Annotated in this window: 19 protein-coding genes; 6 read left to right on the forward strand and 13 right to left on the reverse strand. The window is 63.3% G+C overall.

Annotated elements, in window-relative coordinates:
* Positions 1–13: 13 nt before the first annotated feature.
* The 5 genes from I4X03_RS15435 to I4X03_RS15455 all read left to right on the forward strand — a co-directional run bounded on the left by I4X03_RS15435 (position 14) and on the right by I4X03_RS15455 (position 4,810).
* Positions 14–1,120 (forward strand): flagellar basal body P-ring protein FlgI, encoded by a 1,107-nt coding sequence (locus tag I4X03_RS15435; protein WP_223469131.1) that lies wholly within the window; start codon positions 14–16, stop codon positions 1,118–1,120.
* Positions 1,121–1,129: 9 nt separating this feature from the next.
* Entirely contained in the window at positions 1,130–1,438 is a 309-nt protein-coding gene (locus tag I4X03_RS15440; protein WP_223469132.1) for a rod-binding protein, read from the forward strand.
* A gap of 61 nt (positions 1,439–1,499) precedes the next feature.
* On the forward strand, positions 1,500–2,873 hold the full coding sequence (gene flgK / locus I4X03_RS15445; RefSeq protein WP_223469133.1) for a flagellar hook-associated protein FlgK: 1,374 nt from the start codon (positions 1,500–1,502) through the stop codon (positions 2,871–2,873).
* Positions 2,874–2,884: 11 nt separating this feature from the next.
* The gene (gene flgL / locus I4X03_RS15450) at positions 2,885–3,796 is read left to right on the forward strand and encodes a flagellar hook-associated protein FlgL (protein ID WP_223469134.1); all 912 of its coding nucleotides are present in this window, start codon (positions 2,885–2,887) and stop codon (positions 3,794–3,796) included.
* A 3-nt stretch (positions 3,797–3,799) separates the two neighbouring features.
* Positions 3,800–4,810 (forward strand): hypothetical protein, encoded by a 1,011-nt coding sequence (locus I4X03_RS15455; RefSeq protein ID WP_223469135.1) that lies wholly within the window; start codon positions 3,800–3,802, stop codon positions 4,808–4,810.
* Between the two features lie 171 nt (positions 4,811–4,981).
* Here I4X03_RS15455 and typA read toward each other — a convergent pair whose 3' ends face one another.
* The 13 genes from typA to I4X03_RS15520 form a co-directional block, all read right to left on the reverse strand.
* On the reverse strand, positions 4,982–6,814 hold the full coding sequence (gene typA / locus I4X03_RS15460) for a translational GTPase TypA (RefSeq protein ID WP_223469136.1): 1,833 nt from the start codon (positions 6,812–6,814) through the stop codon (positions 4,982–4,984).
* 239 nt (positions 6,815–7,053) lie between these two features.
* Complete coding sequence (gene truB, locus I4X03_RS15465; protein ID WP_370660525.1) at positions 7,054–7,998, reverse strand: tRNA pseudouridine(55) synthase TruB; 945 nt, start codon at positions 7,996–7,998, stop codon at positions 7,054–7,056.
* Positions 7,973–8,383, reverse strand: coding sequence for a 30S ribosome-binding factor RbfA (gene rbfA / locus I4X03_RS15470; RefSeq protein ID WP_169469122.1), 411 nt, complete (start codon positions 8,381–8,383; stop codon positions 7,973–7,975). The genes truB and rbfA overlap by 26 nt, the downstream gene beginning before the upstream one ends.
* Before the next feature lie 88 nt (positions 8,384–8,471).
* Positions 8,472–11,279, reverse strand: a complete 2,808-nt coding sequence (gene infB, locus I4X03_RS15475; RefSeq protein ID WP_223469138.1) for a translation initiation factor IF-2 — start codon at positions 11,277–11,279, stop codon at positions 8,472–8,474.
* A gap of 46 nt (positions 11,280–11,325) precedes the next feature.
* Positions 11,326–12,891: a transcription termination factor NusA gene (nusA, locus tag I4X03_RS15480; protein ID WP_223469139.1), complete on the reverse strand. Its 1,566-nt coding sequence runs from the start codon at positions 12,889–12,891 to the stop codon at positions 11,326–11,328.
* Positions 12,888–13,376, reverse strand: coding sequence for a ribosome maturation factor RimP (gene rimP, locus I4X03_RS15485; RefSeq protein ID WP_223469140.1), 489 nt, complete (start codon positions 13,374–13,376; stop codon positions 12,888–12,890). The genes nusA and rimP overlap by 4 nt, the downstream gene beginning before the upstream one ends.
* Before the next feature lie 327 nt (positions 13,377–13,703).
* On the reverse strand, positions 13,704–15,629 hold the full coding sequence (rluB, locus tag I4X03_RS15490) for a 23S rRNA pseudouridine(2605) synthase RluB (protein WP_223469141.1): 1,926 nt from the start codon (positions 15,627–15,629) through the stop codon (positions 13,704–13,706).
* Positions 15,616–16,419 (reverse strand): SMC-Scp complex subunit ScpB, encoded by an 804-nt coding sequence (scpB, locus tag I4X03_RS15495; protein WP_223469142.1) that lies wholly within the window; start codon positions 16,417–16,419, stop codon positions 15,616–15,618. The genes rluB and scpB overlap by 14 nt, the downstream gene beginning before the upstream one ends.
* A gap of 393 nt (positions 16,420–16,812) precedes the next feature.
* A complete protein-coding gene (locus I4X03_RS15500; protein ID WP_223469143.1) occupies positions 16,813–17,841 on the reverse strand; it encodes a glucokinase in 1,029 nt (342 codons plus the stop codon).
* A 148-nt stretch (positions 17,842–17,989) separates the two neighbouring features.
* Positions 17,990–18,949, reverse strand: a complete 960-nt coding sequence (locus I4X03_RS15505) for a DedA family protein/thiosulfate sulfurtransferase GlpE (protein WP_223469144.1) — start codon at positions 18,947–18,949, stop codon at positions 17,990–17,992.
* A gap of 220 nt (positions 18,950–19,169) precedes the next feature.
* Positions 19,170–20,861, reverse strand: coding sequence for an ABC transporter ATP-binding protein (locus tag I4X03_RS15510; RefSeq protein ID WP_223469145.1), 1,692 nt, complete (start codon positions 20,859–20,861; stop codon positions 19,170–19,172).
* A gap of 8 nt (positions 20,862–20,869) precedes the next feature.
* Complete coding sequence (locus I4X03_RS15515) at positions 20,870–21,880, reverse strand: ABC transporter permease (protein ID WP_223469146.1); 1,011 nt, start codon at positions 21,878–21,880, stop codon at positions 20,870–20,872.
* 11 nt (positions 21,881–21,891) lie between these two features.
* On the reverse strand, positions 21,892–22,830 hold the full coding sequence (locus I4X03_RS15520) for an ABC transporter permease (RefSeq protein ID WP_223469147.1): 939 nt from the start codon (positions 22,828–22,830) through the stop codon (positions 21,892–21,894).
* 634 nt (positions 22,831–23,464) lie between these two features.
* Between I4X03_RS15520 and I4X03_RS15525 the strand changes: the two genes are divergently transcribed.
* On the forward strand, positions 23,465–26,356 hold the full coding sequence (locus I4X03_RS15525; protein ID WP_223469148.1) for a TonB-dependent receptor plug domain-containing protein: 2,892 nt from the start codon (positions 23,465–23,467) through the stop codon (positions 26,354–26,356).
* Positions 26,357–26,577 lie beyond the last annotated feature (221 nt).

Consider the following 26,577-nt stretch of genomic DNA (forward strand, 5'->3'; position numbering starts at 1 on the left):
GGTGCATAACATCATGCCATCACGCTTCCTCCGCCTTGCCACGCTGGTATTGGCTTCCTGCCTCACGCTGCCGGTCTTTGCCGCCCAGGCGCTGCGTACCATGGTCAGCGTCGAAGGCGTGCGCGACAACCCGCTGGTCGGCTACGGCCTGGTGGTCGGCCTCAACGGCAGCGGCGACAGCACCCAGGTCAAGTACTCCAGCCAGTCGGTCGTCAACATGCTCAAGCAATTCGGCGTCAAGCTGCCGGAAGGCACCGATGCCAAGAACAAGAACGTCGCCGCCGTCATGGTCAGCGCGGTGTTCCCGCCCGGCTACCGCCGCGGCCAGCAGATCGACGTCACCGTCTCGTCGCTGGGCGACGCCAAGAGCCTGCGCGGCGGCGTCTTGCTGCTGACGCAGTTGCGCGCGGCCGACAATGAAATTTACGCGCTGGCCCAGGGCAACCTGGTGGTCGGCGGCCTGAACGCCACCGGCAACAGCGGCTCGAGCGTGACCGTGAATACCCCGACCGGCGGCCGGATTCCGAACGGCGCCAACATCGAGCGCGAAATCGCCACCGACTTCTCGACCCGCGCCGAAGTGATGCTGCGCTTGAAGAACGCCAACTTCCAGTCGGCCACCAATGTCGTCGAGGCGATCAACCGCCGCTTCGGCCCGGTCGCCACCACCAGCGACGGCGCCACCATCGCGGTGATCGCGCCGACCAACCCGACGGCGCGCGTGGCCTTCATGGCCAAGCTTGAAGCGATGCCGGTGGAAGTCGGCGCCGACGTGCCGAAAGTGGTGTTCAACTCGCGTACCGGCACCGTGGTGATCGCCGACGGCGTGCGCGTCAAGGCCGCGGCCGTGACCCACGGCGCGCTCAAGGTGGTGATCGCCGAGAGCAGCAACGTCAGCCAGCCGGGCCCGCTGTCGAACGGCCGTACCGCCGTGACGCCGCAATCGAAACTGTCGGTTGACCAGGGCTCGGGCCAGATGTTCAAATGGCCGCCGGGCGCCAAGCTGCAAACCATCATCGACGTCGTCAACAGCCTGGGCGCCACGCCCGACGACATCATGGCGATCCTGCAGGCGCTCGACCAGGCCGGCGCGATCGAAGGCGAACTCGTCGTCATTTAAGGACTATCCATGAACACCTTCGACCCATCCCTGCCGCGCCCGGGCGCCGATACCAGCCGTCCTGGCGACGACCCGGTGTACGCCGCCAAGGCCACCCAGGCCGCTGTCGAGTTCGAGAGCTTCTTCATCGCCAACATGCTCAAGCAAATGCGCGCCGGCACCCGCGAAATGGCGGCCGAGGACAGCGTGTTCAAGGACCCGGTCAATCGCGACATGCAGGACATGGCCGATGGCATGATGGCGAAACAAATGGCCGGCCAGCGCGCCTTCGGCATTGCCGACGCTATCCTGCGGCAACTTTTGCCGCCAAAAGCTTAATATTTCCAGGTCCCTGGTCGCCTTGTTCCATTGACTGCACCCACGCGAAAGAAATTGCAAAATGAGCATCATGAACAATGCGCTGTCCGGCGCCCTCGCTTCCCAGATGGCGCTGGCTGCCACCAGCCAGAACCTGGCCAACCTGCAGACCAAGGGCTATACCCGCCAGATGGCGCTGCTGACGGCGGTGGGTCCGCAGACCGGCAACAACCGCTCGGCCGGCAATGGCGTGGCAGTCAATGACCTGTTGCGCATCAGCGACGACTACAAGAACCAGCAAATGTGGCGCGCCAATTCCGGCGTCGGCCGCCACACCCAGACCCAGCCTTACCTGACCCAGCTCGAGCGCGTGATGGGCGACGACGCCGCCAGCCTGTCGGCCGGTGTCGACAAATTCTTCGAAGCGATGAACGCGGTGGCCGGCGTCGACCCGACCTCGACCCCGCTGCGCCAGCAGGTGCTGACCGCGGCCGGCACCATGGCCCAGCGCTTCAACAACCTCAACAACGTGTTCAATGCCCAGATGCAGTCGCTGCGCGGGCAGCGCAACGCCATCGTCTCGACCGCCAACGTCACGATCGACAACATCGCCGCGCTGAACCGCCAGATCGTCATCGCCGCCGCCACCGGCACCAACCACTCGTCGCTGACCGACGCGCGCGACCAGGCCATCGATGCGCTGGCGGCACAGCTCGACCTCGAAGTTTCGGACCAGCCGGACGGCAGCCGCAGCGTATCGCTGAAAACCGGCCAGGCGCTGGTCATCGGCGGCGTGCCGGGCCAGCTGAAAATCAGCGGCGGCAGCGTGCAGACGTTCTCGCTGGCGTTTGCCGGCTCCACCTTCGACCTCGATCCGGTCGCCATGGGCGGCCAGCTCGGCGGCCTCGGCGCGTACGAGCGCGACATCATCCAGCCGCTGCAGCAAGGCGTCTCCGACATGGCCGAGCAGATCGCCGACAAGGTCAACACGACCCTGGCGGCCGGCTTCAAGATGGACGGCACCGCTGGCGGCCCGATGTTCGTATTCACCCCCGGCGGCAGCGCCAGCATGCTGACCATCGTGGCCGGCTACCAGACCGCCGACCTGGCCTTCTCCAGCGACGGCACGCCAGGCGACAGCAAGAACCTGCAAGCGCTGATCGACATCAAGAACCAGCCGATCAACGTCACCTCGCTGGGCATGGTCCTGATCGGCGACGCCGACACCCAGCTGACCGGCAAGCTGGCCGTCGACAGCCAGCAGAACCGCTCGGCCCTGAAGACCAGCCAGACCATCCGCGACCAGGCCGTGGACGACTGGAAATCGACCAGCGGCGTCAACCAGGACGAAGAAGCGATCAACCTGGTCGAGTTCCAGAATATGTACCAGGCAAACATGAAGGTGATGTCGGTGGCCAACGCGCTGTTCGATGCTACCCTCGCGATGATGAATTAAGGGGAAAACGCATGCGAATCGCCACCAGCCAGTATCAGTCGACGATGAACCAGTCGCTCCAGATCAACCAGGAGCGCCTCGGCGAGCTGACCCAGCAGATGGCGTCCGGCAAGCGCATCCTGCTGCCGTCGGACGATCCGGTCGATAACGTGCGCCTGTCGCGCCTGCGCCGCGAAGAGTCGACCCTGAACCAGTACCGCGAAAACATCGCCGCCATCAAGATCCGCCTGAGCAAGAACGAAGACTTCCTGACCAGCATGGTCAACGACATCATCCAGGGCCGTGACCTGCTGGTCTGGTCATCCGACGGCAGCAACACGCCGGACGACCTGCGCGCGATGATCACGCCGCTGACCGCGCTGCGCGAAAGCCTGATGTATTCGGGTAATTCGGTCGACCAGGAAGGCCGCTACGTGTTCTCCGGCACCCAGACCGACATCGCGCCGATCGCCTACGATCCGCTGGCCGCGGCCGGTGCGCGCTACACCTTCGAAGGCAACACCAACGACCAGACCGTGGTGGTCGGCAACGGCATCACCCAGGTCGCCAATGGCAACGTGCAGGGCATGGAAGTGCTGCTGAACCAGCTCGACGCGGTCATCGACGCGCTCAAGCAGCCAACCATGGACCCGAGCGACCCGGCGCTGCGCGCCCTGCTCGCGGCCAACCTCGACGGTTTCGATACCGCGCTCAACCTGGTCGCCGGCAAGATCGCGGTACTGGGCGGCTCGCACAACATCCTCGACACCCTCGACATCAACCACAGCAACGTCAGCCTGTCGAACCAGATGGCGCTGACCGACATCGGACAGCTCGACTATGGCTTCGCCGCCACCGAGCTCAATGGCTATTCGAATGCCTTGCAGGCGACCTACAAGGCGTACGCAAAAATCGGCACCATGTCCTTGTTCGCGGTGCTGTAAGCGATGGACAGCCTGCGTTCCAGCTATCCGGCCACGCCCGTCAACGTTGGCACTGCCCCGAATGCGCGCCCGGAAGCCGCCGAGCGCCGCGCCGAAGGCCGTCCGCCGCAACTGTCGCCGCCGTCAGCCCCGCCGGCCGCCGCCGCTCCCCTGCGGCGCGGCCTGCCCGGCCTCGACACCCGCCTGCAAGGCGACGTCGCCAGCGCCCAGAAAGCCATCGATTTTTTGCAGGAAGTCGCCGCCCAATTGCAGGCGCTCAAGGGTGAACTGAGCGGGAAGATCAGCAACCTGCAAGCCGACGAGCAGCAGATCGAAGCACAGCTGCGCCAGCTGGCCAATACCTTGATGCGCCGGCGCCAGTCCGGCGGCGACAAGCTCGACGCCGCGCTGCAGTACAGCAGTGCCAGCGCGACCCAGCAATTCAGCATGCGCGGCATGACCCTCGAGGCGCTGCGCGCCGGTCCGGCGCGCGTGATCTCTTTCTCGGTCAGCAACAGTGGCCAGCCGCTGAGCGTCAGCCTCGAACCTGGCCTGAGCGACGAGCAGATCATCCAGCGCTTCGACCGCGCGCTGCAGCCGGCCAATATCCGCGCCAGCAGCAATGCCAATGGCCAGATGGTGTTCGCCACGCCGGAAGCGGACTGGCCTGCGCTGCGCGAGAACCTGGTCATCCTGGGCAGCGGCCGCGTGGTCACCGAAGCCGAAGGCGCGGCGCTGGTGCCCCAGCGCTGGGGCACCGAAAGCACCGAAGCCTTGCGCCAGAGCCTGCAGGAAGTGGTGCGCGCGCTGGCGCAGGTGCGCCGTTCGCAGGACGCCGCCACGCGCGAGCTGAGCATGGCGCGCAGCCGCGCCGCGTCGGCATCGGTCGAGGTGCCGGCGGCGAGCATGGAAACGCTGGCGCAGGATTTCGTCAGCACCGCCGCCACGCCGAGCTACGATTCGCTGCTGGCGATTACGTCTGCGATGGTCGGCATCAGCCGCGATCGCGTGCAGGCGCTGCTGGGCCTGCGCTAGCCGTCGTTCCCGCGCAAGCGGGAATCCATGCTCACGCTGAAGCGCTGAGCGCAGTATGGGTTCCCGCCTGCGCGGGAACGACGCCGTAGCAATAAAAAACCCGCGCTGCCATTGCTGGCAGCGCGGGTTTTTTCATGCCCGGGACTTTGCAGTCCCGGTACATTCTTGCGATTACGCGTCGCGGCTGGCTTTCTTGCGCTCGTGCTCTTTCAGGTAGCGCTTGCGCAGGCGGATCGACTTCGGCGTGATCTCGACCAGTTCGTCGTCGGCGATGAATTCCACCGCGTATTCGAGCGACATCTGGACTGGCGGCACCAGGCGCACCGCTTCGTCGGTACCCGACGAACGCACGTTGGTCAACTGCTTGCCCTTGATCGGGTTGACCACCAGGTCGTTGTCGCGCGAGTGGATACCGATGATCATGCCTTCGTACACCGGGTCGTTGTGGACCACGAACATGCGGCCGCGATCCTGCAGTTTCCAGATGGCGTAGGCAACGGCGGCGCCGTCGTCCTGCGAGATCAGCACGCCGTTACGACGGCCAGCCATTTCGCCACGGCTGTTGTCCACTGGCGCGTATTCGTCGAACACGTGCGACATCAGGCCGGTACCGCGGGTCAGGGTCATGAATTCGCCCTGGAAGCCGATCAGGCCACGCGCAGGAATCTTGTACTCAAGGCGCACACGGCCCTTGCCGTCCGATTCCATGTTGGTCAGGTCGCCGCGGCGGCGGCCCAGTTCTTCCATCACGCCGCCCTGGTTGGCTTCTTCAACGTCGACGGTCAGGTTTTCAAACGGCTCGTGGCGTACGCCATCGACCATCTTGAAGACCACGCGTGGACGCGATACCGCCATCTCGAAGCCTTCGCGGCGCATGTTTTCGATCAGGATGGTCAGGTGCAGTTCGCCGCGGCCCGATACTTCGAAGATCGTGTCGTCGTCGGTTGGCGCGACGCGCAGCGCGACGTTGGCTTTCAGTTCGCGGTCGAGGCGGTCACGCAGCTGGCGGCTGGTGACGAACTTGCCTTCGCGGCCAGCCAGTGGCGAGTTGTTGACCATGAAGTTCATGGTCAGGGTCGGCTCGTCGACGGTCAGCATTGGCAGCGCTTCCGGGGTGTCCGGTGCGCAGATGGTCGAACCGATGCCGATTTCGTCGATACCGTTGATCAGGCAGATGTCGCCGGCGACAGCTTCGTCGACCAGCACGCGCTCGAGGCCCTTGAAGTTCAGCACCTGGTTGATGCGGCCTTTGATCGGCGCGCCGTCCGGGCCGTTCAGGACGATGACGTCCTGGCCGGTCTTGACGGTGCCGCGGTTGACGCGGCCAATGCCGATCTTGCCGACGTACGACGAGTAGTCGAGCGAGGTGATCTGCATCTGCAGCGGGCCTTCCGGATTGTCGTCACGGACTGGCACGTGTTGCAGGATCGCGTCGAACAATGGCTTCATGTCGCCGTCACGGACGTCTTCGGTCAGGCCGGCGTAGCCGTTCAGGCCCGAAGCGTAGACGATCGGGAAGTCGAGCTGCTCGTCGGAAGCGCCCAGCTTGTCGAACAGTTCGAAGGTCTGGTTGATGGCCCAGTCAGCGCGTGCGCCCGGACGGTCAACCTTGTTGACGACCACGATCGGCTTCAGGCCCAGCGCCAGCGCCTTGCGCGTGACGAAGCGGGTCTGTGGCATCGGGCCTTCCTGTGCATCGACCAGCAGCAGCACCGAGTCAACCATCGACAGCACGCGCTCGACTTCGCCGCCGAAGTCGGCGTGGCCTGGGGTGTCGACGATATTGATGTGGGTGCCTTCGTACTCAACCGCGCAGTTCTTCGACAGAATCGTAATGCCGCGTTCTTTTTCGAGGTCGTTCGAATCCATGACGCGGGTATCGACCGCCTGGTTTTCACGGAAGGTGCCGGACTGGCGCAGCAGCTGATCCACGAGGGTGGTCTTGCCGTGGTCGACGTGGGCGATGATGGCGATGTTACGAATTGCGCGTTTTGAGTTTGACATGGTCGTAAAGAAAATGTACGTAGCGTACGGGGGTAGACAGGATGCTGCGGATTACTGGAACCCACTAGTATAGCACGTGTTGCGACGCACTAATTCAAAAAGGCCAGTAATTTCAACGAGTTGGTCATTCATTCACCAGCGCCGTCGTTCCCGCGAAGGCGGGAACCCATGGAACGCGGGCGCCGTATGGGTTCCCGCCTGCGCGGGAAGTCGCTTCCGGCAATGCCGGAAACGACGGATTACTGTTTTGCGGCGATGAGACGTTCGGGCGCGAGGATCGCATATTCCTGAAGCATACCGGTGCCAAGCAGTTTGGCGCCGTGATACACACGCACCCTGCCCTGCTCAGGCGGCACATCGACATTCTCCTTGCCCAGCGCCAGCCGTTGCCCTTGCAGGAAGCGCCTGGCCAGGTCCTCGGTCAGCATCACCGCCGGGAACGACGACAGCAGCGCATCGACCGGCGCCAGCAACGCCAGCGGCGCGGCATCTGCCTGCAAGGCTTCCAAGGTGATCATGCCGTCGGTGGTCAAGGCGCCCACCTGGGTGCGCCGCAGCGCCTTCAAGTGCGCGCCGCAGCCAAGCGCATTGCCGATATCTTCACCCAGCACGCGGATATACGTCCCCTTGCTGCAGGTAACCGACAGCTTCAGGAACGGCGCTTCATACGACAGGAACGTCAGGTCGAGAATCGTCACCGGACGCGCTTCGCGCTCGAGCGTAATGCCTTCGCGCGCGTACTCGTAGTACGCCTTGCCGTCGCGCTTGAGCGCCGAGTACATCGGCGGCACTTGCAGGATCGGGCCGCGAAACTGCGCCAGCACCGCTTCGATCTGTTCGACCGTCACAGCCACGTCGCGCGTCGCGATGGCTTCGCCTTCGGTGTCGCCGGTATTCGTCGTGATGCCGAGATGCACCGTTGTTTCGTAGGTCTTGTCCGCTTCCAGCAAGTCTTGCGAAAACTTGGTGGCCTCGCCGAAGCACAGCGGCAGCAGGCCGGTGGCGAACGGGTCGAGCGTGCCGGTGTGGCCCGCCTTCTTGGCATTGAGCACACGCTTGGCCTTGATCAGCGCGTCATTCGACGACAGGCCGACCGGCTTGTCGAGCAGCAGCACGCCGTCGACCAGGTCGCGGACCTTCTTGATTGGCTTATTCAACTTATTCTGCGTCTTGCTTTGGTTCATCCGGCTCGGCGTCGGCCGCGCGGGTGGCGTTGGCCTGGTCGATCAGCAGCGACATTTCCATGCCGCGCGCGGTCGAGGTGTCGTGGATGAAGTGCAGGGTCGGCAAGGTGTGGATGTGCAGGCGCTTGCCCAGCACGTTGCGCATGTAGCCGGCGCCCTTGGACAGCCCGTCGAGCGTGTTCTTGACCGATTCCTTGTCGTCCTTGAGCATGGTGAAGAACACCTTGGCATGGGCGTAGTCGGGCGTGAGCTGGACTTCGGAAATCGTGACCATGCCCACGCGCGGGTCTTTCAACTCGTAGGCGATGATTTCGGCCAGGTCGCGCTGGATCTGGTCGGCGACGCGGACGCCGCGGACCGGAATGGATTTGCTATGTTTTGCCATGTTCGTATCTTACTCTTAAAAAAAACGTGGGGCGGAACGCGGCGGGCTTGCGCCCGCCGCGTAACCGCCCCACGGTTACTGCAAGCTATTACAGGGTACGTGCAACCTCTTGAACTTCGAACACTTCCAGGGTGTCGCCAACCTGGATATCGTTGTAGTTCTTGAGCGACAGGCCGCACTCGAGGCCGGCGCGCACTTCTTTGGCGTCGTCCTTGAAGCGCTTGAGCGAGTCGATCTCGCCAGTCCACACGACGATGTTGTTGCGCAGCAGGCGAACCGACGACGAGCGCTTGACGACGCCATCGGTGACCAGGCAACCAGCAACCGCGCCAACTTTCGATACCTGGATGACCTGGCGTACTTCGACCTGGCCGGTAACGGTTTCGCGCTTCTCTGGCGACAACATGCCCGACAGTGCCGCTTTGACTTCGTCGATCGCATCGTAAATGATGTTGTAGTAGCGGATGTCCACGCCGTTCGACTCGGCCAGCTTGCGGCCCTGCGCATCGGCGCGGGCGTTAAAGCCGATGATGACCGCTTTCGACGCCACCGCGAGGTTGACGTCCGATTCGGTGATGCCACCCACTGCCGAGTGCACGATCTGCACGCGTACTTCCGAGGTCGACAGCTTCTGCAGCGAGCTGACCAGGGCTTCCATCGAACCTTGCACGTCGGTCTTGACGATCAGCGGCAGGTTCTTGACTTCGCCTTCGGCCATCTGGTCGAACATGTTTTCCAGCTTGGCAGCCTGCTGGCGTGCCAGCTTGACGTCGCGGAACTTACCTTGACGGAACAGACCGATTTCACGCGCCTTGCGCTCGTCGGCCATGACCATGACTTCTTCACCGGCGACCGGCACTTCGGTCAGGCCCTGGATCTCGACCGGAATCGATGGACCTGCTTCGTTGATCGGCTTGCCGTTCTCGTCGAGCATGGCGCGCACGCGGCCATACGAGGAGCCCGCCAGGATCACGTCGCCGCGCTTCAGCGTGCCGGACTGGACCAGGATGGTGGCGACCGGGCCCTTGCCCTTGTCCAGGCGGCCTTCGACCACCAGGCCACGCGCAGGCGCTTCGACCGGCGCTTTCAGCTCCAGGATCTCGGCTTGCAGCAAGACTTGCTCGAGCAGGTCGTCAATACCCTGGCCGGTTTTTGCCGACACCGGGACGAACGGCGACTCGCCACCGTATTCTTCAGGCACCACTTGTTCGGCGACCAGTTCCTGCGTCACGCGCTCAAGGTTGCCGCCCGGCTTGTCGATCTTGTTGATCGCAACGACCAGCGGAACGCCTGCAGCTTTTGCGTGAGCAATTGCTTCCTTCGTTTGCGGCATCACGCCGTCGTCCGCCGCCACCACCAGGATGACGATGTCGGTGGCCTTGGCACCGCGGGCACGCATCGCCGTAAAGGCTTCGTGACCCGGGGTATCGAGGAAGGTGATCATGCCGCGCGGCGTGTCGACGTGGTAAGCGCCGATGTGCTGCGTAATGCCGCCCGCTTCGCCCGATGCGACCTTGGCGCGGCGGATGTAATCGAGCAGCGAGGTCTTGCCGTGGTCGACGTGACCCATGACCGTCACCACCGGTGCGCGCGCGGTCGACTCGAAGTGAGCGTGCTCACCCTGGTCGGCCAGCAGTGCTTCCGGATCATCTTCGGCAGCGGCAAATGCCTTGTGGCCCATTTCTTCCACGAGAATCATCGCGGTTTCCTGGTCCAGCACCTGGTTGATCGTGCACATCTGGCCCAGCTTCATCAGCTGCTTGATGACCTCGGATGCCTTGACGGACATCTTGTGCGCCAGCTCGGCCACGGTGATGGTCTCGGGAACGTGCACGTCCTTGACGATCGCCTCGGTCGGGGCCTGGAAGTTGGTCTCGCGATCATCCGAATGCGAGTTGCGGCGGCCACCGCGGGCGCCGCCGCGCCAGCCGTCACGGCCGGTCGGGACATTGCCACGTGGCTTGACGCCGCCTGGTGCGCCGCGTTTCTTGGCGTCGTCCGACCAGGTCGACGAGACATTCGCCGACTTGATCGACTTCTTGTCGGCCGGCTTGGCAGCCTTGTCGCCAGGCTTGACAGCGCCGGCGGCTGGCTTGTGCAAGGTGCCTTCAGCCACTTTCGGCTTGATCGCGGCAACTGGCGCAGGCGCCGGTTCAGGCGCCTTGATGACGCGCCGTGGCGCGTTCATCATGGCCTTGATCTGGGCAACTTCGTCGGCTACGGCCTTGCGGGCCTTTTCGTTGGCGGCGGCGCGCTCGGCGGCTTCCTTGGCGGCGGCATCGGCCTTGGCCTTGGCTTCGTCGTCGACGGCCTTGCGGCTTTCCTCGCTGACGGCGGCACCGGCGGCGGCGCTTGCTGCTGCGGCGCGCTTGGCCTGGTCTTCCGCTTCGCGCTTGGCGTCGAGCTCGGCCTGCTTGGCCTGGGCTTCTTTTTCAGCGTCCAGCTTGGCGAGGCGTTCCTGCTTTTCACGCAGTTCGGCTTCCTGGCGAGCGATCAGTTCGGCCTGCTTGCGCGATTCGTCGGCGCGGCGCGCTACTTCGGCCTCGTCGATGACCGGTGCGGCTGGCTCGGCTGCGACAGGCGCAGGAACGTCGTCGCGCTGCACGAAGGTGCGCACTTTCTTCACGGCGACCTGGATCGTCCGCGACTTGCCGGAGGCGTCAGCCTGCTTGATCTCGGTCGTTTCCTTGCGAGTCAGGGTGATCTTCTTCTTTTCGGTTTCGCCAGCTGCGCCGTGGGTACGGCGCAGGTGATTCAACAGCTTATCCTTATCATCTTTCGACAATGGATCTGACGTCGAACTTTTCTCGACGCCAGCAGAACGCAGCTGCGTCAGCAGCAAATCTGCAGGCATCTTCAGTTCGGTGGCAAATTGGGCTACGTTGTTACTCGCCATTCAGTCCTCTTTTCTATGTGTCGCGGAGATGATAAAGATATGCAAATTACGCCTTGGCCGTTTCCGCCAGGGCCCAGGCTTTTGCCTGGAGCGCCTTGGCACGATCGTCGTACTTTGAATCGACCAGCTTCATCTCGTCGTCGGTCACATCATTAAATTCAGTGTCAATCAGTGCACGTGCACGGTCGGAAGACAGCGCCAGAATCGCGCCGAATTCGTCGTACGCCAAGGCGGCGAACGCTTCAACCGTTTTGATACCAGCCAGGCCCAGCTTGCCGGCCGTGTTGCGGTCCATGCCTTCCAGGGTCACCAGCTGCTCTTCCATGCCTTCCAGGCCCTCTTCCGATGCGATCGCTTCGGTCACCAGTGCATCGCGAGCGCGGGTACGCAGCTCGTTGACGGTGTCTTCGTCGAACGACTCGATGTCGAGCATCTCGGAGATCGGCACGTAAGCGATTTCCTCGAGGCTGGCAAAGCCTTCCTCTACCAGGATGTCGGCCACTTCCTGGTCGACGTCCAGTTTTTCCATGAACAGCGCGCGAACGGCAGCGGTTTCAGCCGCCGATTTGTTCTCCGACTCTTCGGCCGTCATGATGTTGATCTTCCAGCCGGTCAGCTCGGACGCCAGGCGCACGTTCTGGCCCGAACGGCCGATCGCGATGGCCAGGTTTTCTTCGTCGACGACGACATCCATCGCGTGCTTCTCTTCGTCCACCATGATCGACGACACGTTGGCCGGGGCCAGCGCGCCGATCACGAATTGCGCCGGGTCGTCCGACCACAGCACGATGTCGACGCGTTCGCCGCCCAGTTCGCCGGTAACGGCCTGCACGCGCGAACCGCGCATGCCGACGCAGGTACCGATCGGATCGATGCGCTTGTCGGCGGTGTATACCGCGATCTTGGCGCGCACGCCAGCGTCACGCGCTGCCGATTTGATCTCCAGCAGGCCTTGCTCGATCTCCGGCACTTCCAGTTCGAACAGCTTCATGATGAAGTCCGGCGCGGTGCGCGACAGGATCACCTGTGGGCCGCGCATGTTGCGGTCGATGCGCAGGATGAAGGCGCGCACGCGGTCGCCGATACGCAGGTTCTCTTTCGGGATCATCTGGTCGCGTGGCAGGCGTGCTTCGATCTTGCCCGATTCGACGATCGCGTCGCCGCGTTCCATGCGCTTGATGGTGCCGGTCACGAGCGAGTCGCCGCGCTCGAGGAAGTCGACCAGGATCTGCTCGCGCTCGGCGTCGCGGACGCGCTGCAGCACGACCTGCTTGGTGTCCTGGGCGAAGCGGCGGCCGAATTCAACCGATTCAATCGGCTCTTCGATGTATTCGTCGACTTCGATGTCGGGAATCTGCTCGACGGCTTCGAAGTGCAGGATTTCCTGGTCCGGCAATTGCAGGCCCGCGTCATCGGGAACCACGTGCCAGCGGCGGAAGGACTCGAACTCGCCCGACTCGCGGTCGATCGAGACGCGGATGTCGACCTCGCCTTCATAACGCTTCTTCGTGGCTTGCGCCAGAGCGAATTCGAGCGCTCCGAAAACGACATCCTTATCGACATTCTTTTCGCGCGCCAGCGCATCAACCAATAATAAAACTTCGCGACTCATGCTTTGCGTCCCTTAAAATCCACCTGCGGCACCAAACGTGCCTTATCCAAGTCGGCGAGCGTAAACTCCAACAGCGCCGGACCATCCTTACTTTCAAATTCCAATTTCAGTGTGTCACCCTCGGCCGCCTGCAAGATGCCGGTGAAGGTCTTGCGGTTCGCCGTACCGGGCATGGCCACGCGCAGCTTGACGGTGCACTCATGGCCTTCGAAGCGCACGAAATCGGCCAGCGTGCGGACTGGACGATCCAGGCCGGGCGACGAAATCTCGAGACGTTCGTAATTGACGTTTTCCACCGTCAGCACATGCGACAGCTGGTGACTTACCTTGGCGCAGTCCTCGACCGTGATCGGGCCTTTTTCGGCAACATCTTCTGCAGTGAAATCGATATACACGCGCAAAATCCCGCGCTCGCCCCACTCGACGTCGACCAGGTCATAGCCCAGGCCGGTAACAGTCCTGGCGATTAAATCAAATTGCTGCAAACAAATTTCTCCAGATCACAGGTCCAATTCACGGACCACTCAAAAGCATTTACCAAAAAAAAAATGGGCACATGCCCATCTTCCAATTTCCAACCAGATGAAAGCACTCGCACGAATTACGGTGTGAAGAACTTTTATTAGTCTGCGGATTATAGCGCGTTCGCGCAACGGCTGCAATCCATCGCACGATAAATGAACAAGCAAACAACACTGCTTTAAGGCAATAAATCAGGCACTTACGCGACATTTCGTCGTTCCCGCGAAAGCGGGAACCCATACTTTGCCGGTCAGCATAGGCTCCCGTTTTCACGGGAGCGACGAGTGGTATTAACCGCGGCGGCCGCGGCGCGGCATGCTGTGCCCGGCGCCACGGGGACCCTGGGCGCGGGTTGCACCGCTCGCATTACCGAAACCGAACGTGGTCTGCAGCGGATCCGGCTGGCGCGGACGCCCCGATCCCGCCGACGCTCCGGCACCGGCCGGCTTGCCCCGGCCACCCTGGCCGCCGGCACCCTGGCCACGGCCGCCCTGGCCGCCCTGGCCACCGGCGCCCGGCCCACGCGCACCCTGGCCACCGCCCTGCCCCTGGCCGAAGCCCGGACCCTTGCCAAAACCCTGCCCCTGGCCGCGCGGCGCGCCGCCCGGGCGGCCGCTGCGCTGCTGCTTCGGGAAAGGATCGGCATTGCGGTTGGCATCTTCGCGGTCGATGCGGTTGCCGTTGTTGCGGCTATCCTCATCGCGCTCGGCTCGCTCGGTGCGCACTTCGCGGCCCTCGCGCGCCTTCGGCTCGCCGGGACGCCCTTGCGGACGCGGACCGCGCTGCTCGACCGCGCCGCCCTTTTTCTCGACACCGAACGCGGCCAGCAGGTCGCGCACGGTGTTTTCTTCCATCTCTTCCCAGCGGCCACGTTTGAGGCCGGTTGGCAGCGACATGATGCCGTAGCGGGTACGGATGAGGCGCGAGACGGTCAGGCCGATCGCTTCGAACATCCGGCGCACTTCGCGGTTACGGCCTTCGCCGATCACCACGCGGTACCACTTGTTGATGCCTTCGCCGCCGCCATCGGCGATCTTGGTAAACGACGCCATGCCGTCTTCCAGCTCGACGCCGGCCAGCAGTTTCTGGCGCATGCCTTCCTCCAGCTCGCCCAGCGTACGCACCGCATATTCGCGGTCGATGTTGTAACGCGGGTGCATCAGGCGGTTGGCCAGGTCGCCCGAGGTTGTAAACAGCAGCAGGCCTTCGGTGTTGAAGTCGAGGCGGCCAACGGCCAGCCACTTGCCGGCCTTCATGGTCGGCAAGCGATCGAACACCGATGGACGGCCTTCCGGGTCGTCATGGCTGACAATTTCGCCGGCCGGCTTGTGGTACACCAGCACGCGCGGCGGCTTGTTGCTCACCTTGCGCTGGATCAGCTTGCCGTTGATGCGGACCGCGTCGGTCGGCAGGATGCGCTGGCCGATATGGGCAGGCTCGCCATTGACCGACACGCGGCCGGCGACGATCAGGTCTTCCATGTCGCGGCGCGAACCGAGGCCCGCTTCGGCCAGCACCTTGTGCAGCTTCGGCGCGTCGTCGTCCGAGGTCAGGTCGCGGCGCACCACCTTGGCCGGCTGCGAACGGCCGCCTTCGGCGTCGTAGGCGTCGGAGGTGACGTACGAGAATGCCGCGTCGGCGTCGTTCTGGCGTGGCTTCTTCTGGTGCTGAAGGCCGGGATTGCCCTTCTTGTTCTTTTTCGGGCGCGGACCGCGGTCCGGGCGCTCGCCGCGTTCGGCGCGCTCAGGACGGGCTGCCTGCTCGGCAGGCGCCGCGCCGCCTTCCGCGCCTTCGGCGGCGGCAGGCGCCTGCTCGCCTTCGACGCGTGGCTTGCGCGCTTCGCGCTGGCCGCGCAGTTCGCGCATCTGGCGCGGGCCGCGCGGCGGACGCGGGCCGCGCTCTTCGCGCGCGGCGGCGTCGCCTTCGGCGGCAACTGGCGCTGCCTGCGCGGCGACCGCTGCGGCTTCAGGCGCTTCCGCCTTCGGCGCGCGCGGCTTGCGGGCCGCCTTTGGCGCCGCTTCCGCGGTAACTGCGGCTGGTGCGTCGCCCTCGGCTACTGCGACCTTCTTGCTGGCGCGCTTGGGCTTCGGCGCTTCCACGCCCGCGGCGGCATCGGCCTCGATCTGGGCCTTGGTGCGGCGCTTGGCCTTGACAGGTGCGTCGGCGGTAGCTGGCATGGCGCCGGCAGGAATCTCTGGGGTATCAGTTGGGTTCATTAGTCGTTTCTTGGTCGTGCTGACCTGGCGCAGCGTCCATCGTTGATTCTGGCGCAGGGTCGGGAATGAGGACTTCAACAGGTGAAGTGTCGGCGCCGGCTTCCTCAAGGACCGCTTCAGGAACTTCCTGCGCGTCGCTGCTGCCTGCACCATCGTCGTTCGCAGCCGTCGTGTCGGCGGCTGCTTTTTCAAAATTCTCCTGCAGGGCCGCTTCGAGTTCTTCGATCGCGGAATTGCCCGGCATGTCACTGATTTGCTGCAATTCAGGCAGCTGGGACAGTGCATTGAGTCCCAGGTCATCCAAAAACTGTTTCGTCGTGCCCAGCAATGCCGGGCGGCCGATCACTTCGCGGTAGCCGATCACATCGATCCAGCCACGGTCTTCCAGCATCTTGATCGTCTGCGAATTGACCGCCACGCCGCGGATCTCTTCGATGTCGCCGCGCGTCACCGGCTGGCGGTAGGCAATGATCGCCAGCGTTTCCAGCGTGGCCCGCGAATACTTCTGCGGCTTTTCCGGATTCAGCCGGTCAAGGTACTGTTTCATGTCCGGGCGGCTCTGGAAGCGCCAGCCGCTGGCCAGGCCCACCACTTCGATGCCGCGGCCGCGCCAGTCGTGGCGCAGCTCTTCCAGCAGCAGCTTGATGGTGTCGGCGCCAACGCCGGCGCCCAGCGCCTTGCCGTTATCGTCCACATCGATAAACAGCTTTTTCATCGAATGGATCGACATCGGCTCGCGCGCGCACAGCAAAGCGGTTTCGAGGACTATCTTGGCCTCATCAGTATTCATAACGATGTCGTATGCGGATCTGGCTAAAAATTCAGGGCAGGCAGTGTAAGAACACACCAGTCAACGAATGACAGCGGCCGTCGCATCGTGGCGCCAGCAGGAAGAGAGTCGTTAAAACTGGATTCCGTCGCCCGGGCTGATGTGCGCGGGCGGAATGTTGCCGTGGCGAGAGCTGGACTCGCTCACCCGGCTGCGCGGCGCAAAGGCTGGGCGCAAGCCGTTGATTCTACAAATGAAACGCTGGTTCGCCGCAGCGGCAGGGAGGCGGGCTCCGGGGTGCGCACTACATGAACGATTGACATCGTTTCCTTCAACTGGGGCCAATTGTACCCGATAAAACGCGCCAGCGGACAAATGCCGGCCTGCCGCGCATGGCCCACCGTTTGCGCTGCCTCAAGCGCCGAGTTTTTCCGTGAGGATAGTCGACACGCCGAGGAAGGCCGGATACTCGGCCGTGATGACGAAGGTTGGCACCTGCGACAGGTAGTTGACGAAGCGCCCCTTCTGCTCAAAACGCTGGCGGAACGGCGACTGGTCGAAGCGCTGCCCGAGGCGCGGAACGATGCCCCCGCCAATATAGATGCCGCCCTGGGCGCCCAGCGTCACGGCCAGGTTGCCGGCGACGGTGCCGAGCATGCCGCAGAAGGTGTCGATCACCTTGCCGCACAGCGCGTCGCCGCCTTCCAGTGCGCGGCGCGATATGTCGGCGGCGCCGAGCTTGCCGTCCGGCTGGCCGGTGTGGTGGGCCAGCGCGCGGTAAATCAGTTCCAGTCCGTCGCCCGACATCAGGCGCTCGGCCGACACGTGCTCGTACTCGCGCCAGGCGAACTGAAGGATGGCCACTTCGGTCTCGTTGGCCGGCGAAAAGGTCACATGCCCGCCCTCGCTCAGCAAGGCCGTCCAGTTGCTGTCGGTCGGAATCAATCCAGACACGCCCAGCCCGGTACCCGCGCCGAGCAGGCCGATCGGGCTGCCCTCGCGCACGGTACCGCTGCCGACCTGGCGCTTTTGCCCGGCCGCCAGGTGCGGAACGGCGCGCGCCAGGGCGGTGAAGTCATTAATGACCAGCAAAGTATCGAAGGTGCACTCGGTGCGCATCGCCTCGATGGAAAACGCCCAATGGTGGTTGGTCATCCGCACATAGTCGCCAGTGATCGGGTTGGCGATGGCAATCGCCGCGTGGCGAATCTTGCCGTAGCCGGCAGCGGCCACCTTCGGCGAAGCCAGGTAGGCGCGCAGCGCGTCGGCCAGGGTTGGATACGATTTGCACGCAAGTACATCGATCAGCTCGACCTGGCCCGGCGCCACTTCGAGCGCAAAACGGGCGTTGGTGCCGCCGACATCGGCGAGCAGGCGCGGTCCGTCAGCGTGGAACGCCGTCTGGGCTGGGAAAAGCAGCGAGGAATGTTGCTGGACTGTCATGGCTTGGAATCGAATACGGACTTCCAGAGCTTAATGGATGACACGCAGGCAACGCAAGCATTCTTTGTAGTTTTAGTACAGCCAGTGTTGCTGCGACGCGCCCTACGCTCTTGGTCGATGCGATCCGCGTACGCGTAGTCTTCCTACGTCAGCACAACTTTGCTTCGGACGCGTCGGCAATATCCTTGGCGAGCTGGCCGTGGTGGCCATTCCACGCGTCGAGCCCGCCTTGCAGCGGACGCGCGCGGTGGAAGCCGCTGGACAAGAACTGTTTCGCCACCTGGGCCGCGGTGACGTCATTCGGGCAGCTGCAATAGACCACCACGTGGCGATCCTTGTCCAGCGTTGCCATCAGTTGCCCGGGCTCGCAGTCATTGAAGATGATCGCGCCGGGAATGGCTTCCTCCAGCTGGCGTGCGGTGGCACTGCGCGCGTCGATGATGACCGGGTCGTGCCCGCCGTCCAGCAGGCTGACCAGCTCGGCGATGCCGATGCGTTCGACTTGCACGCCGCTCAGGAAGCGGCGCCGCTCGATGTATTTGTAGCCGATGAACAGCGCCAGCAGGGCGAGAATTACCAGCAGCGAGGTCGTCCCCATCTCGCTCAGCGTCTGCAGCACCTCGTCCACGCTTTTGTGGAAGGCGGCGCCAAGCGCGACACCGGTGCCGCTCCAGAACAGGCTGCCGGTGATGCTGAAGGCCAGGAAGCGCGGCGTCGACACGCCGAGCGCACCCGACATGGGCGAGGCGATGATGTTAAAGCCCGGGATGAACTTGGAGACGATCAGCGACTTCGGGCCGAAGCGGCGGAATTTGTCCTCCGTCTGGCTGACGCAGTAATCCGGCGACAGCGAAATTTTGCACAGCAGGTTGAGGATGCGCTTGCCGTAGAAGCGCCCGGCGCGGAACCAGAACAGGTCGCTGATCAAGCAGGCCCCGACCGCCACCGCGATGGCCGCTGGCCAGCTGACCGTGCCATCGACCGACAGCGCCCCCGCCACCACCAGGATCGGGAACGCGGGAATAGGCATACCGGCCTGCTCGACCAGCACGATGGCAAAGACGAGCAGGACGCCGTAGGTTTGCAGCAGGACGATAAGATCGGGCATCTGATAATGGTAGCTGAAAACGGCGGCGGCAACCGGCGCCGTGATTAATTTCCAACTAAAGCGCACGCGTCGCCGCAGCGTTACGCGGCACCCCACGCCGCCCGCGCCTGGCGCGGCCGTTCGCGGCAGAAGTTCCTATCTTTAGAGAAACTGCGAAATTCCAAGGCCAGCCATAACGAATGCCCGCCACCCGATGTCGCATAACGCCATATCGGGGACGCTACACGCCTCTCGGAATCGCGCCCAGCAAGATCTTGGTGTATTCATGCTGCGGATTGCGATACAGCTCATCTGAATCGGCCAGCTCTACCACGCTGCCCTGATGCATCACCATCACCTGGTCCGACATGTACTTCACCACCGACAGGTCATGCGAGATGAAGATGTAACTCATCCCGAACTCATCCTGCAGATCCTGCAGCAGATTGAGCACCTGCGCCTGCACCGACACATCCAGCGCCGACACGGACTCGTCGCAAACCAGGATCTCCGGCTTCATGGTCAGGCAGCGCGCAATCGCGATGCGCTGCCGCTGGCCGCCGGAAAACTCGTGCGGGTAGCGATGGAAAGCGGCCGCCGGCAGTCCGACCTTGTCGAGCAGCGCCATCGCTTGCGCGGTGCGCTCGCTATCGTTGGCGCCGATGCCGTGAATGCGCATCGGCTCCAGCAAGATCTGGCCCACCGTAAAGCGCGGGTTCAGCGACGCATACGGATTCTGGAAGATGATCTGGATGCGCCGCTTGTAGGCCATGTAGTCGCGCGCGCTCATCGAGATCAGGTCGCGCCCCTCGAACATCGCGCTGCCGCCGGTGGCCTTGTGCAGCCGCAGCAGCGTCAGGCCCACCGTGGTCTTGCCCGATCCCGATTCGCCCACCACGCCCAGCGTTTTCCCGCGTGGGAGCGTGAACGACACATCCTTGACGGCCTTGAACTCGCGCTTGCCGAACAGCCCCTCGCGCAGGTAAAAACTTTTCGACAGGTTATTTACCACCAGCACGCTGTCTTCGCCCGGCGTGTAGCCACGCGATCGCTGCGGCGCGCGCACATCCGGCGCGGCCTGCCTGCCGATGTAATCGTCGATGACGGGCAAGCGGATCGGCCGCTCGTCGAGCTTGGGCCGGCAATGCAGCAGCGCACGCGTGTAGGCATCGGCCGGCGCATCGAGCACCTGGCGCGCCTCGCCCTCCTCGCGCACTTCTCCATGGCGCATCACGATCACACGGTCGGCGATTTCACCCACCAGTCCAAGGTCGTGGGTGATGAACAGCACCGACATCGCATGCTTGCGCTGCAGGCTGGCGATCAGCTCCATGATCTGCTTCTGGATCGTCACGTCGAGTGCGGTGGTCGGCTCGTCGGCGATCAGCAGTTGCGGCTCGCACGCGATGGCCATCGCGATCATCACGCGCTGCTGCTGGCCGCCCGACATCTGGCTCGGATACGCATCGATCTTATTTGCCGGATCGGGAATGCCCACTTCATCGAGCAGTTCGAGCGTGCGCACGCACGCCTGGCGCGCGCTCATGCCCATGTGCCGGCGCAGCACCTCGCCTATCTGGAAGCCCACCGTGAACACCGGGTTCAGCGACGACATCGGCTCCTGGAAGATCATCGAGATGTCCTTGCCGCACAGCGCGCGCCGCTGCGCGCCCGGCATCGCCAACAGGTCGCGGCCGTCGAACAGCAAGCGCGATTGCGGATCGATCAGCGTGGTACCGGCTGGCAGCAGGCCCATCACGGCCAGCGAGCTGACCGACTTGCCGCTGCCCGATTCACCCACCAGCGCCACCGTGGAGTTGCGCGGAACGTCGAACGAGATGCCCTTGACCGCCTCGAAGGTATTCTTCTTATCGATGCGGAAGCGCACCCGCAGGTCACGTACCGAGAGCAGCATGTTTTGCGTGTCTGTCATATGGCCGCCTATTTCAGTTTCGGGTCGAGCGCATCGCGCAATGCGTCGGTGAACAGCGAGAACGCCGTCACCAGCAGCGCCATGGCGGCGGCGGCGGCGGCCAGCTGCCACCACTTGCCCAGAATGAGCTCATTCTGGGCTTCATTGAGCATGCTGCCCCACGAGACCACACCGACCGGCACGCCGAATCCGAGGAAGGACAAAATCACTTCGGCCTTGATGAAGCCGACCGCCAGGATCGACATCTGCACCAGCGCCACGTGGCTGACGTTGGGGAAGATATGCGAGAACATCTTGCGCAGGTGCGAAGCGCCGATCGCGTCGGCGGCCATCACGTACTCGCGTCCCTTGTGCTTCATGTATTCGGCGCGCATCAGGCGGTACGGGCCGGTCCAGCCGGTCAGGCCGAGGATCAGCACAATGGTCGTCACACCGCGCTGCTGCAGCACCGCGGCGACGGTGAGAATCATCAGGATCGACGGAATCGACGTGAAGATGCTGTAGAACCAGGTGAACACATCGTCCACCACGCCGCCGAAGTAGCCGGACAGCGCGCCGAACAGGGTACCGAGCGACACCGCCAGCAAGGCCGCCACCAGTCCGACGACGATCGAGGTCTCGCCACCCTTGATGGTTTTCTTGATGACGTCATGGCCCCACTTGTCGGCGCCGAACGGCAGTGTCTCGCGGCGCGCTTCGGGCGCCAGCGCGGCGCCGGCCTGGGCGCGCAGCTGCGCGATGTCTTGCGCCAGCGGGTCGAATTCATTCGGCGGCGGCGGCCCCGCCTGCGGCCCGGCGGCGCCGGCCAGGAAGGAATCCTGCGCGCCGATAAACGACGGCGGCGCGTAGTTCACGCCGGTTTCCTTCTCCCAGTCGGCGGCGATCAGGCCGGCCATCGATAGCGCCAGCATCGCCAGGAACAGCGCGACGATGGCGAGCGCCACCATCGCGACGCGGTCGGCGCGCAGGCGCTTCCAGGCGAGCGCCCACAGGCCGGGCGAGCTTGGGTGATTCGTCATTCGCCCCCCCCTTATTTAAGCTGGACGCGCGGATCGACGGCCTGGTACAGCAGGTCGGTCAGCAGGTTGAAGATCATGGTGGCGGCCGCGACGTAGACGGTAATCGCTTTAATCACCGGGAAGTCGCTGCGCTCGACGGCGAGGATGACTTCGCGCCCGATGCCGGGAATGCCGAAAAAGCGCTCGAGCAGGAAAGCGCCGATCAGCAGCGCCGGCAGGTTCGCCATCACATGCGTGATGATCGGAATCGCGGCATTGCGCAGCACGTGCACCCACATGATGCGGCGCTCCGGAAGCCCCTTGGCGCGCGCGGTGCGCACGTAGTCCTGCCCCACCTCGTCAAGCACGAAACTGCGGTACAGGCGCAAGGTTGGCGCGATCGACACCGCCAGGCCGATCAGGATCGGCAGCGTGGCGTAGCGCAGCAGGTTTTCGCCCAGGCTGGCGCCCCAGCCCTGCACCGGGAACAGGCCCAGCTTGTAGGCCAGCCCGTACTGGAACACGATGATGTAGACCAGGATGCTGATCGACATGCCGACGGTGCAGGCGATCATCACCGCGCGGTCGGTCAGCGAACCGCGCACGAAAGCGATGGCCAGCGCCAGCGCGATGCCGAACCCGGTTTCCAGTATGGTCAGCGGGATCAGCACCGTCAGCGAAGGTCCGAGCCGGGTCGCCATGATGTGCGCCACGCTCTCGCCGGTAGCCCATGAATTGCCGAAGTCGAAGGTCAGTATCTGCTTGACGAAGATCCACAGCTGCACGTGGTACGGCTGGTCGACGCCAAGCTGGCGGCGGATATTGGCGATCGCCTCGGCATCCGACATTTTGCCGGCAAGGATATACGCCGGATCGCCGCCGACCCAGTTAAACAGCAGGAAGACCAGCAGGACGACACCGGCCATGGTGGGCAGCATTTGCCAGAGGCGGCGCAGGACGAAAGCTAACATAGGTGATCTGCCGGTTTCACGGTAACGACGGTGCGTGGGATTGCAGCTCAGAAAAAGTCGTAACGATAACTTAAAACCCCGGCGGCGTTCTCAAAAAATCCCCGGACGCCACGCAGGCGCAGCGATCGCTGCCCTTCTGGCGCCGGCAGCGGCCATGTTGCAGCGCACTCAGCCGTAACGACCATCATGCGCGACATTCCCAGGCCTATTTTCAATTGCTCGCTGTGCAACATGCATATGTAGGCGAAGGGTGTTTATCTCAAAAAAGCCACACATTGCACACTGTAAAAACGTATGCATGCGCAGTTTTTCCGGTGGATATTGCACTGCAACAAAAGTAACAGTCTTGACAGCATTTTGCGCACCAGAAGCAGTAGTAATAAAGGCAAGATGGCGAAAGTTACCCTCATCGGATATGTTGCGCCGCAATAGATTTTAATTTTGCCACACGTAAAAATCGTTGTAACGTTGTTTTTTCTCATGTTTATGCAAACTTTCTACATTGACACCCCCAGTAACGCAGTGCTTTCATTAGGCGGGTCGTATACGGCACCGTCTTTTCAACGGTGGCCCGTCAACGCAAATCGCAAGAACCTTCCGCACCCATGAAATTACATTAGGGAGTAATAACACCATGTTAGAAAAAGCCTTATCCCGTTCGATCCGACTGATCTGCCTCGGTGGCGTCACCCTCGGCATGTCGGCCGCATTCGCGCAGACCGCCACGCCGGAGATCCAGAAAGTCACCGTGACCGGCTCGCGCATCTCCTCGCCGAACGCGGAATCGCCGTCGCCGCTGCAGGTGCTGAGCGCAGCCGACATTGCCCAGTCCGGCGCGACCAACCTGCAGGAACTGCTGCTCGAGAACCCAACCATGGGCACCCCGGCGATCAGCCGTACCAACTCGAACTTCTCGACCGCCAGCGCGGGCGTCGCCACCGTTGACCTGCGCAACCTCGGCATTGACCGCACCCTGGTGCTGATCAACGGCCGCCGCGTGGTCTCGGGCTTGCCAGGCTCGGCCGCGGTCGACCTGAATACCATCCCGACCGACTTCATCGAACGCGTTGAACTGCTGACCGGCGGCGCATCGGCCACCTACGGCTCCGACGCGGTCGCCGGCGTGGTCAACATCATCCTGAAAAAGAATTTCAATGGCCTGCTGGCCGACGCATCGATCGGCGGCAGCGAGCAAGGCGACGACGCCAAGCGCAAGCTGTCGCTGACCTTCGGCACCAGCAGCGCCGACGGCGCCAGCAACATCATGGGTCACTTCGGTTACTCGCGCCAGGGTTCGGTGTTCTCGAAAGACCGCGACATCTCGGCGATTGACCAGTACTCGGAAGGCGCGCTGACTGGCAACGCGGCTGACCTGTTCAAGCCACGCCGCCCGTACTTCTCGGGCTATGCGCCGCAGGGCTACTTCTACCACGACACCGGCAGCTTCACGTATGACGCGGCCGGCAACCCGATCCCGGTATCGACCAACGGCAACGCCACCCAGGCGCCGACCGGCTACAACCGCTCGGAGTTCCGCACCATCGCCGTGCCGACCGAGCGTTACAACTTCGCCACCAGCGGCAACCTGGCACTGGGCGAGAACCATAGCGCCTTCTTCGAAGGTAACTACGCATCGACTAGCGTAACCACCAAGCTCGAGCCGTTCGCGCTCGCTTCGGACGACATCTATGCCAACGGCCAGGTGCCTGCCGAAATGATGGTCAACGGCGTCCCGGTACGTAACCCGCTGGTGCCGCAATACCTGTACGACCGCATCAGCGACACCGACGGCGACGGCTTGCGCGACTACTTCTTCACCCGCCGCATTTCGGAAGTGGGCACCCGCGGCAGTACCGCCGAGCGCGACACCTTCCGCCTGGCATCGGGCATCAAGGGCACGATCAAGGACTGGAACTATGAAGTCTTCGGCATCTACGGTTCGACCAAGGAAGCCCAGGCTTCGGGCGGCCAGGTCAATGTGCTGAACTTCCGCAACGCGCTGCAAGCGATCCCGGGCGCCAACGGCACCCCAATGTGCGCCGACGAAACAGCACGCCTGCAGGGCTGCGTTCCAATCAGTGTGTTCGGCCGCGACAGCATTTCGCCAGCTGCACTGAAATACGTCAACGCACCAGGCTCGCTGGAAACCAAGACCACCCAGAAGATCATCGGCGCCAACATCTCCGGCGAACCATTCCAGCTGCCAGCTGGCGGTCTCGGCGTGGCGGCAGGCTACGAGTGGCGCAAGGAATTCTCCAGCAGCACGCCTGATGCGCTGACCCAGGCAGGCCTGAACGCCGGCAATGCAACCCCACCGACCGAAGGCGAGTTCTCGGTCAAGGAAGCCTACCTTGAAGCGCGCATCCCGCTGCTGAAGGACCAGGCATTCGCCAAGAGCCTGAGCTTCCTCGGCGCAGTGCGCGTGGGTGATTACTCGACCGTCGGCAATACCACCAGCTGGAACGGTGGTTTCGAATGGTCGCCAGTTGCGGACGTCAAGTTCCGTGCTACCCGCGCCCTGTCGACCCGCGCGCCGAACATCAACGAACTGTACCAGCCAGCGAGCCAGGACTACCCACAGGTCTCCGATCCATGCGAAGGCGTGACCGCAACCTCGGCCGGCGCGCGTGACGACGCCTGCCGCGCAGCGCCTGGCGTCAACGCGAACATCGCCGCCAACGGCCAGTTCACGCTGAACCAGTCGGACATCCAGGGCGTCAGCGGCTACAACCGCGGCAATCCTGCGCTGGGCGAAGAAGAAGGCCGTTCGACCACCGTCGGCATGGTCATCACCCCGCGTTCGATCCCGATGCTGAGCAAGTTCACCTTCACGGCTGACTACTTCAAGATCGACATCGAGGACGCCATCGTCAGCACCCCGCGCCAGTACGCGCTGGACAGCTGCTATGGCGGTGGCACCACCTCGTTCTGCAACTTCATCACCCGACGTCCAGCGTCGATCGGCGCCAACAGCGCCGGTTCGCTGGAATTCGTCGACACCGCGGTATCGAACAGCGGCGGCCTGGGTACCGAAGGGGTGGACGTGACCGTGGCATGGGCAGACAAGGTTGGCCCAGGCCGCCTGAACGCCCGCCTGGCATGGACCCACTTGCTCGACGGCTACGACATTCCACTGCCAGGCGCGGAAAGCGATCCATGGGAAGGCGAAATCGGCGCGGCCAAGAACAAGGGCTCGCTGTCGCTGGGCTACAAGTGGGGCAAGTTCAACGTGACCTCGAACACCACCTACATCGGCAAGTCGGCGCTGGACAACGTGTTCCTGCGTGACTTCGACCTGCCGGCAGGTTCGGTCACCGTCAAGGAAAAGGTCTACAACGACTTCCAGATGACCTACGCCCTGCGCAAGGAAGTGGACCTGTATGTTGGCGTCGACAACGCGTTCAACACCAAGGCGCCACCGATCATCAGTGGCCTGCCGGGCAACACCACCGGTGCGGAAACCGACGCGGGCACCTACGACCCGATCGGCCGCCGCTACTACGTCGGCCTGCGCGTGAAGATGTAATTCGCGTCAGCCAACAGTACTGAAAAAGCGTCCTTCGGGACGCTTTTTTTTGGTCCTTGCCATCGACGCCATGCATATTTTTGGTGGGATACGCTGCGGTCATTCGGTGCATCTGTCGTCTTTACACCAATCTTCCTTTTTCATTATTGACAATGTTTCTACCTCACTGATTAGATGCCTGTTGCGGTTTATTCGATTCATGTTTTTTACCTCCGGGAGCA

Origin of the sequence: Massilia soli (genome assembly GCF_016809835.1) — a bacterium.
Classification (GTDB): domain Bacteria; phylum Pseudomonadota; class Gammaproteobacteria; order Burkholderiales; family Burkholderiaceae_D; genus Telluria_A; species Telluria_A soli.

Excerpts from the sequence above, each read along its gene's own strand:
- I4X03_RS15435 (WP_223469131.1), top strand. The coding sequence starts at position 14 with ATGCCATCACGCTTCCTCCGCCTTGCCACGCTGGTATTGGCTTCCTGC.
- I4X03_RS15440 (WP_223469132.1), top strand. The coding sequence starts at position 1,130 with ATGAACACCTTCGACCCATCCCTGCCGCGCCCGGGCGCCGATACCAGC.
- flgK (WP_223469133.1), top strand. The coding sequence starts at position 1,500 with ATGAGCATCATGAACAATGCGCTGTCCGGCGCCCTCGCTTCCCAGATG.
- flgL (WP_223469134.1), top strand. The coding sequence starts at position 2,885 with ATGCGAATCGCCACCAGCCAGTATCAGTCGACGATGAACCAGTCGCTC.
- I4X03_RS15455 (WP_223469135.1), top strand. The coding sequence starts at position 3,800 with ATGGACAGCCTGCGTTCCAGCTATCCGGCCACGCCCGTCAACGTTGGC.
- typA (WP_223469136.1), bottom strand. The coding sequence starts at position 6,814 with ATGTCAAACTCAAAACGCGCAATTCGTAACATCGCCATCATCGCCCAC.
- truB (WP_370660525.1), bottom strand. The coding sequence starts at position 7,998 with ATGAACCAAAGCAAGACGCAGAATAAGTTGAATAAGCCAATCAAGAAG.
- rbfA (WP_169469122.1), bottom strand. The coding sequence starts at position 8,383 with ATGGCAAAACATAGCAAATCCATTCCGGTCCGCGGCGTCCGCGTCGCC.
- infB (WP_223469138.1), bottom strand. The coding sequence starts at position 11,279 with ATGGCGAGTAACAACGTAGCCCAATTTGCCACCGAACTGAAGATGCCT.
- nusA (WP_223469139.1), bottom strand. The coding sequence starts at position 12,891 with ATGAGTCGCGAAGTTTTATTATTGGTTGATGCGCTGGCGCGCGAAAAG.
- rluB (WP_223469141.1), bottom strand. The coding sequence starts at position 15,629 with ATGAACCCAACTGATACCCCAGAGATTCCTGCCGGCGCCATGCCAGCT.
- scpB (WP_223469142.1), bottom strand. The coding sequence starts at position 16,419 with ATGAATACTGATGAGGCCAAGATAGTCCTCGAAACCGCTTTGCTGTGC.
- I4X03_RS15500 (WP_223469143.1), bottom strand. The coding sequence starts at position 17,841 with ATGACAGTCCAGCAACATTCCTCGCTGCTTTTCCCAGCCCAGACGGCG.
- I4X03_RS15505 (WP_223469144.1), bottom strand. The coding sequence starts at position 18,949 with ATGCCCGATCTTATCGTCCTGCTGCAAACCTACGGCGTCCTGCTCGTC.
- I4X03_RS15510 (WP_223469145.1), bottom strand. The coding sequence starts at position 20,861 with ATGACAGACACGCAAAACATGCTGCTCTCGGTACGTGACCTGCGGGTG.
- I4X03_RS15515 (WP_223469146.1), bottom strand. The coding sequence starts at position 21,880 with ATGACGAATCACCCAAGCTCGCCCGGCCTGTGGGCGCTCGCCTGGAAG.
- I4X03_RS15520 (WP_223469147.1), bottom strand. The coding sequence starts at position 22,830 with ATGTTAGCTTTCGTCCTGCGCCGCCTCTGGCAAATGCTGCCCACCATG.
- I4X03_RS15525 (WP_223469148.1), top strand. The coding sequence starts at position 23,465 with ATGTTAGAAAAAGCCTTATCCCGTTCGATCCGACTGATCTGCCTCGGT.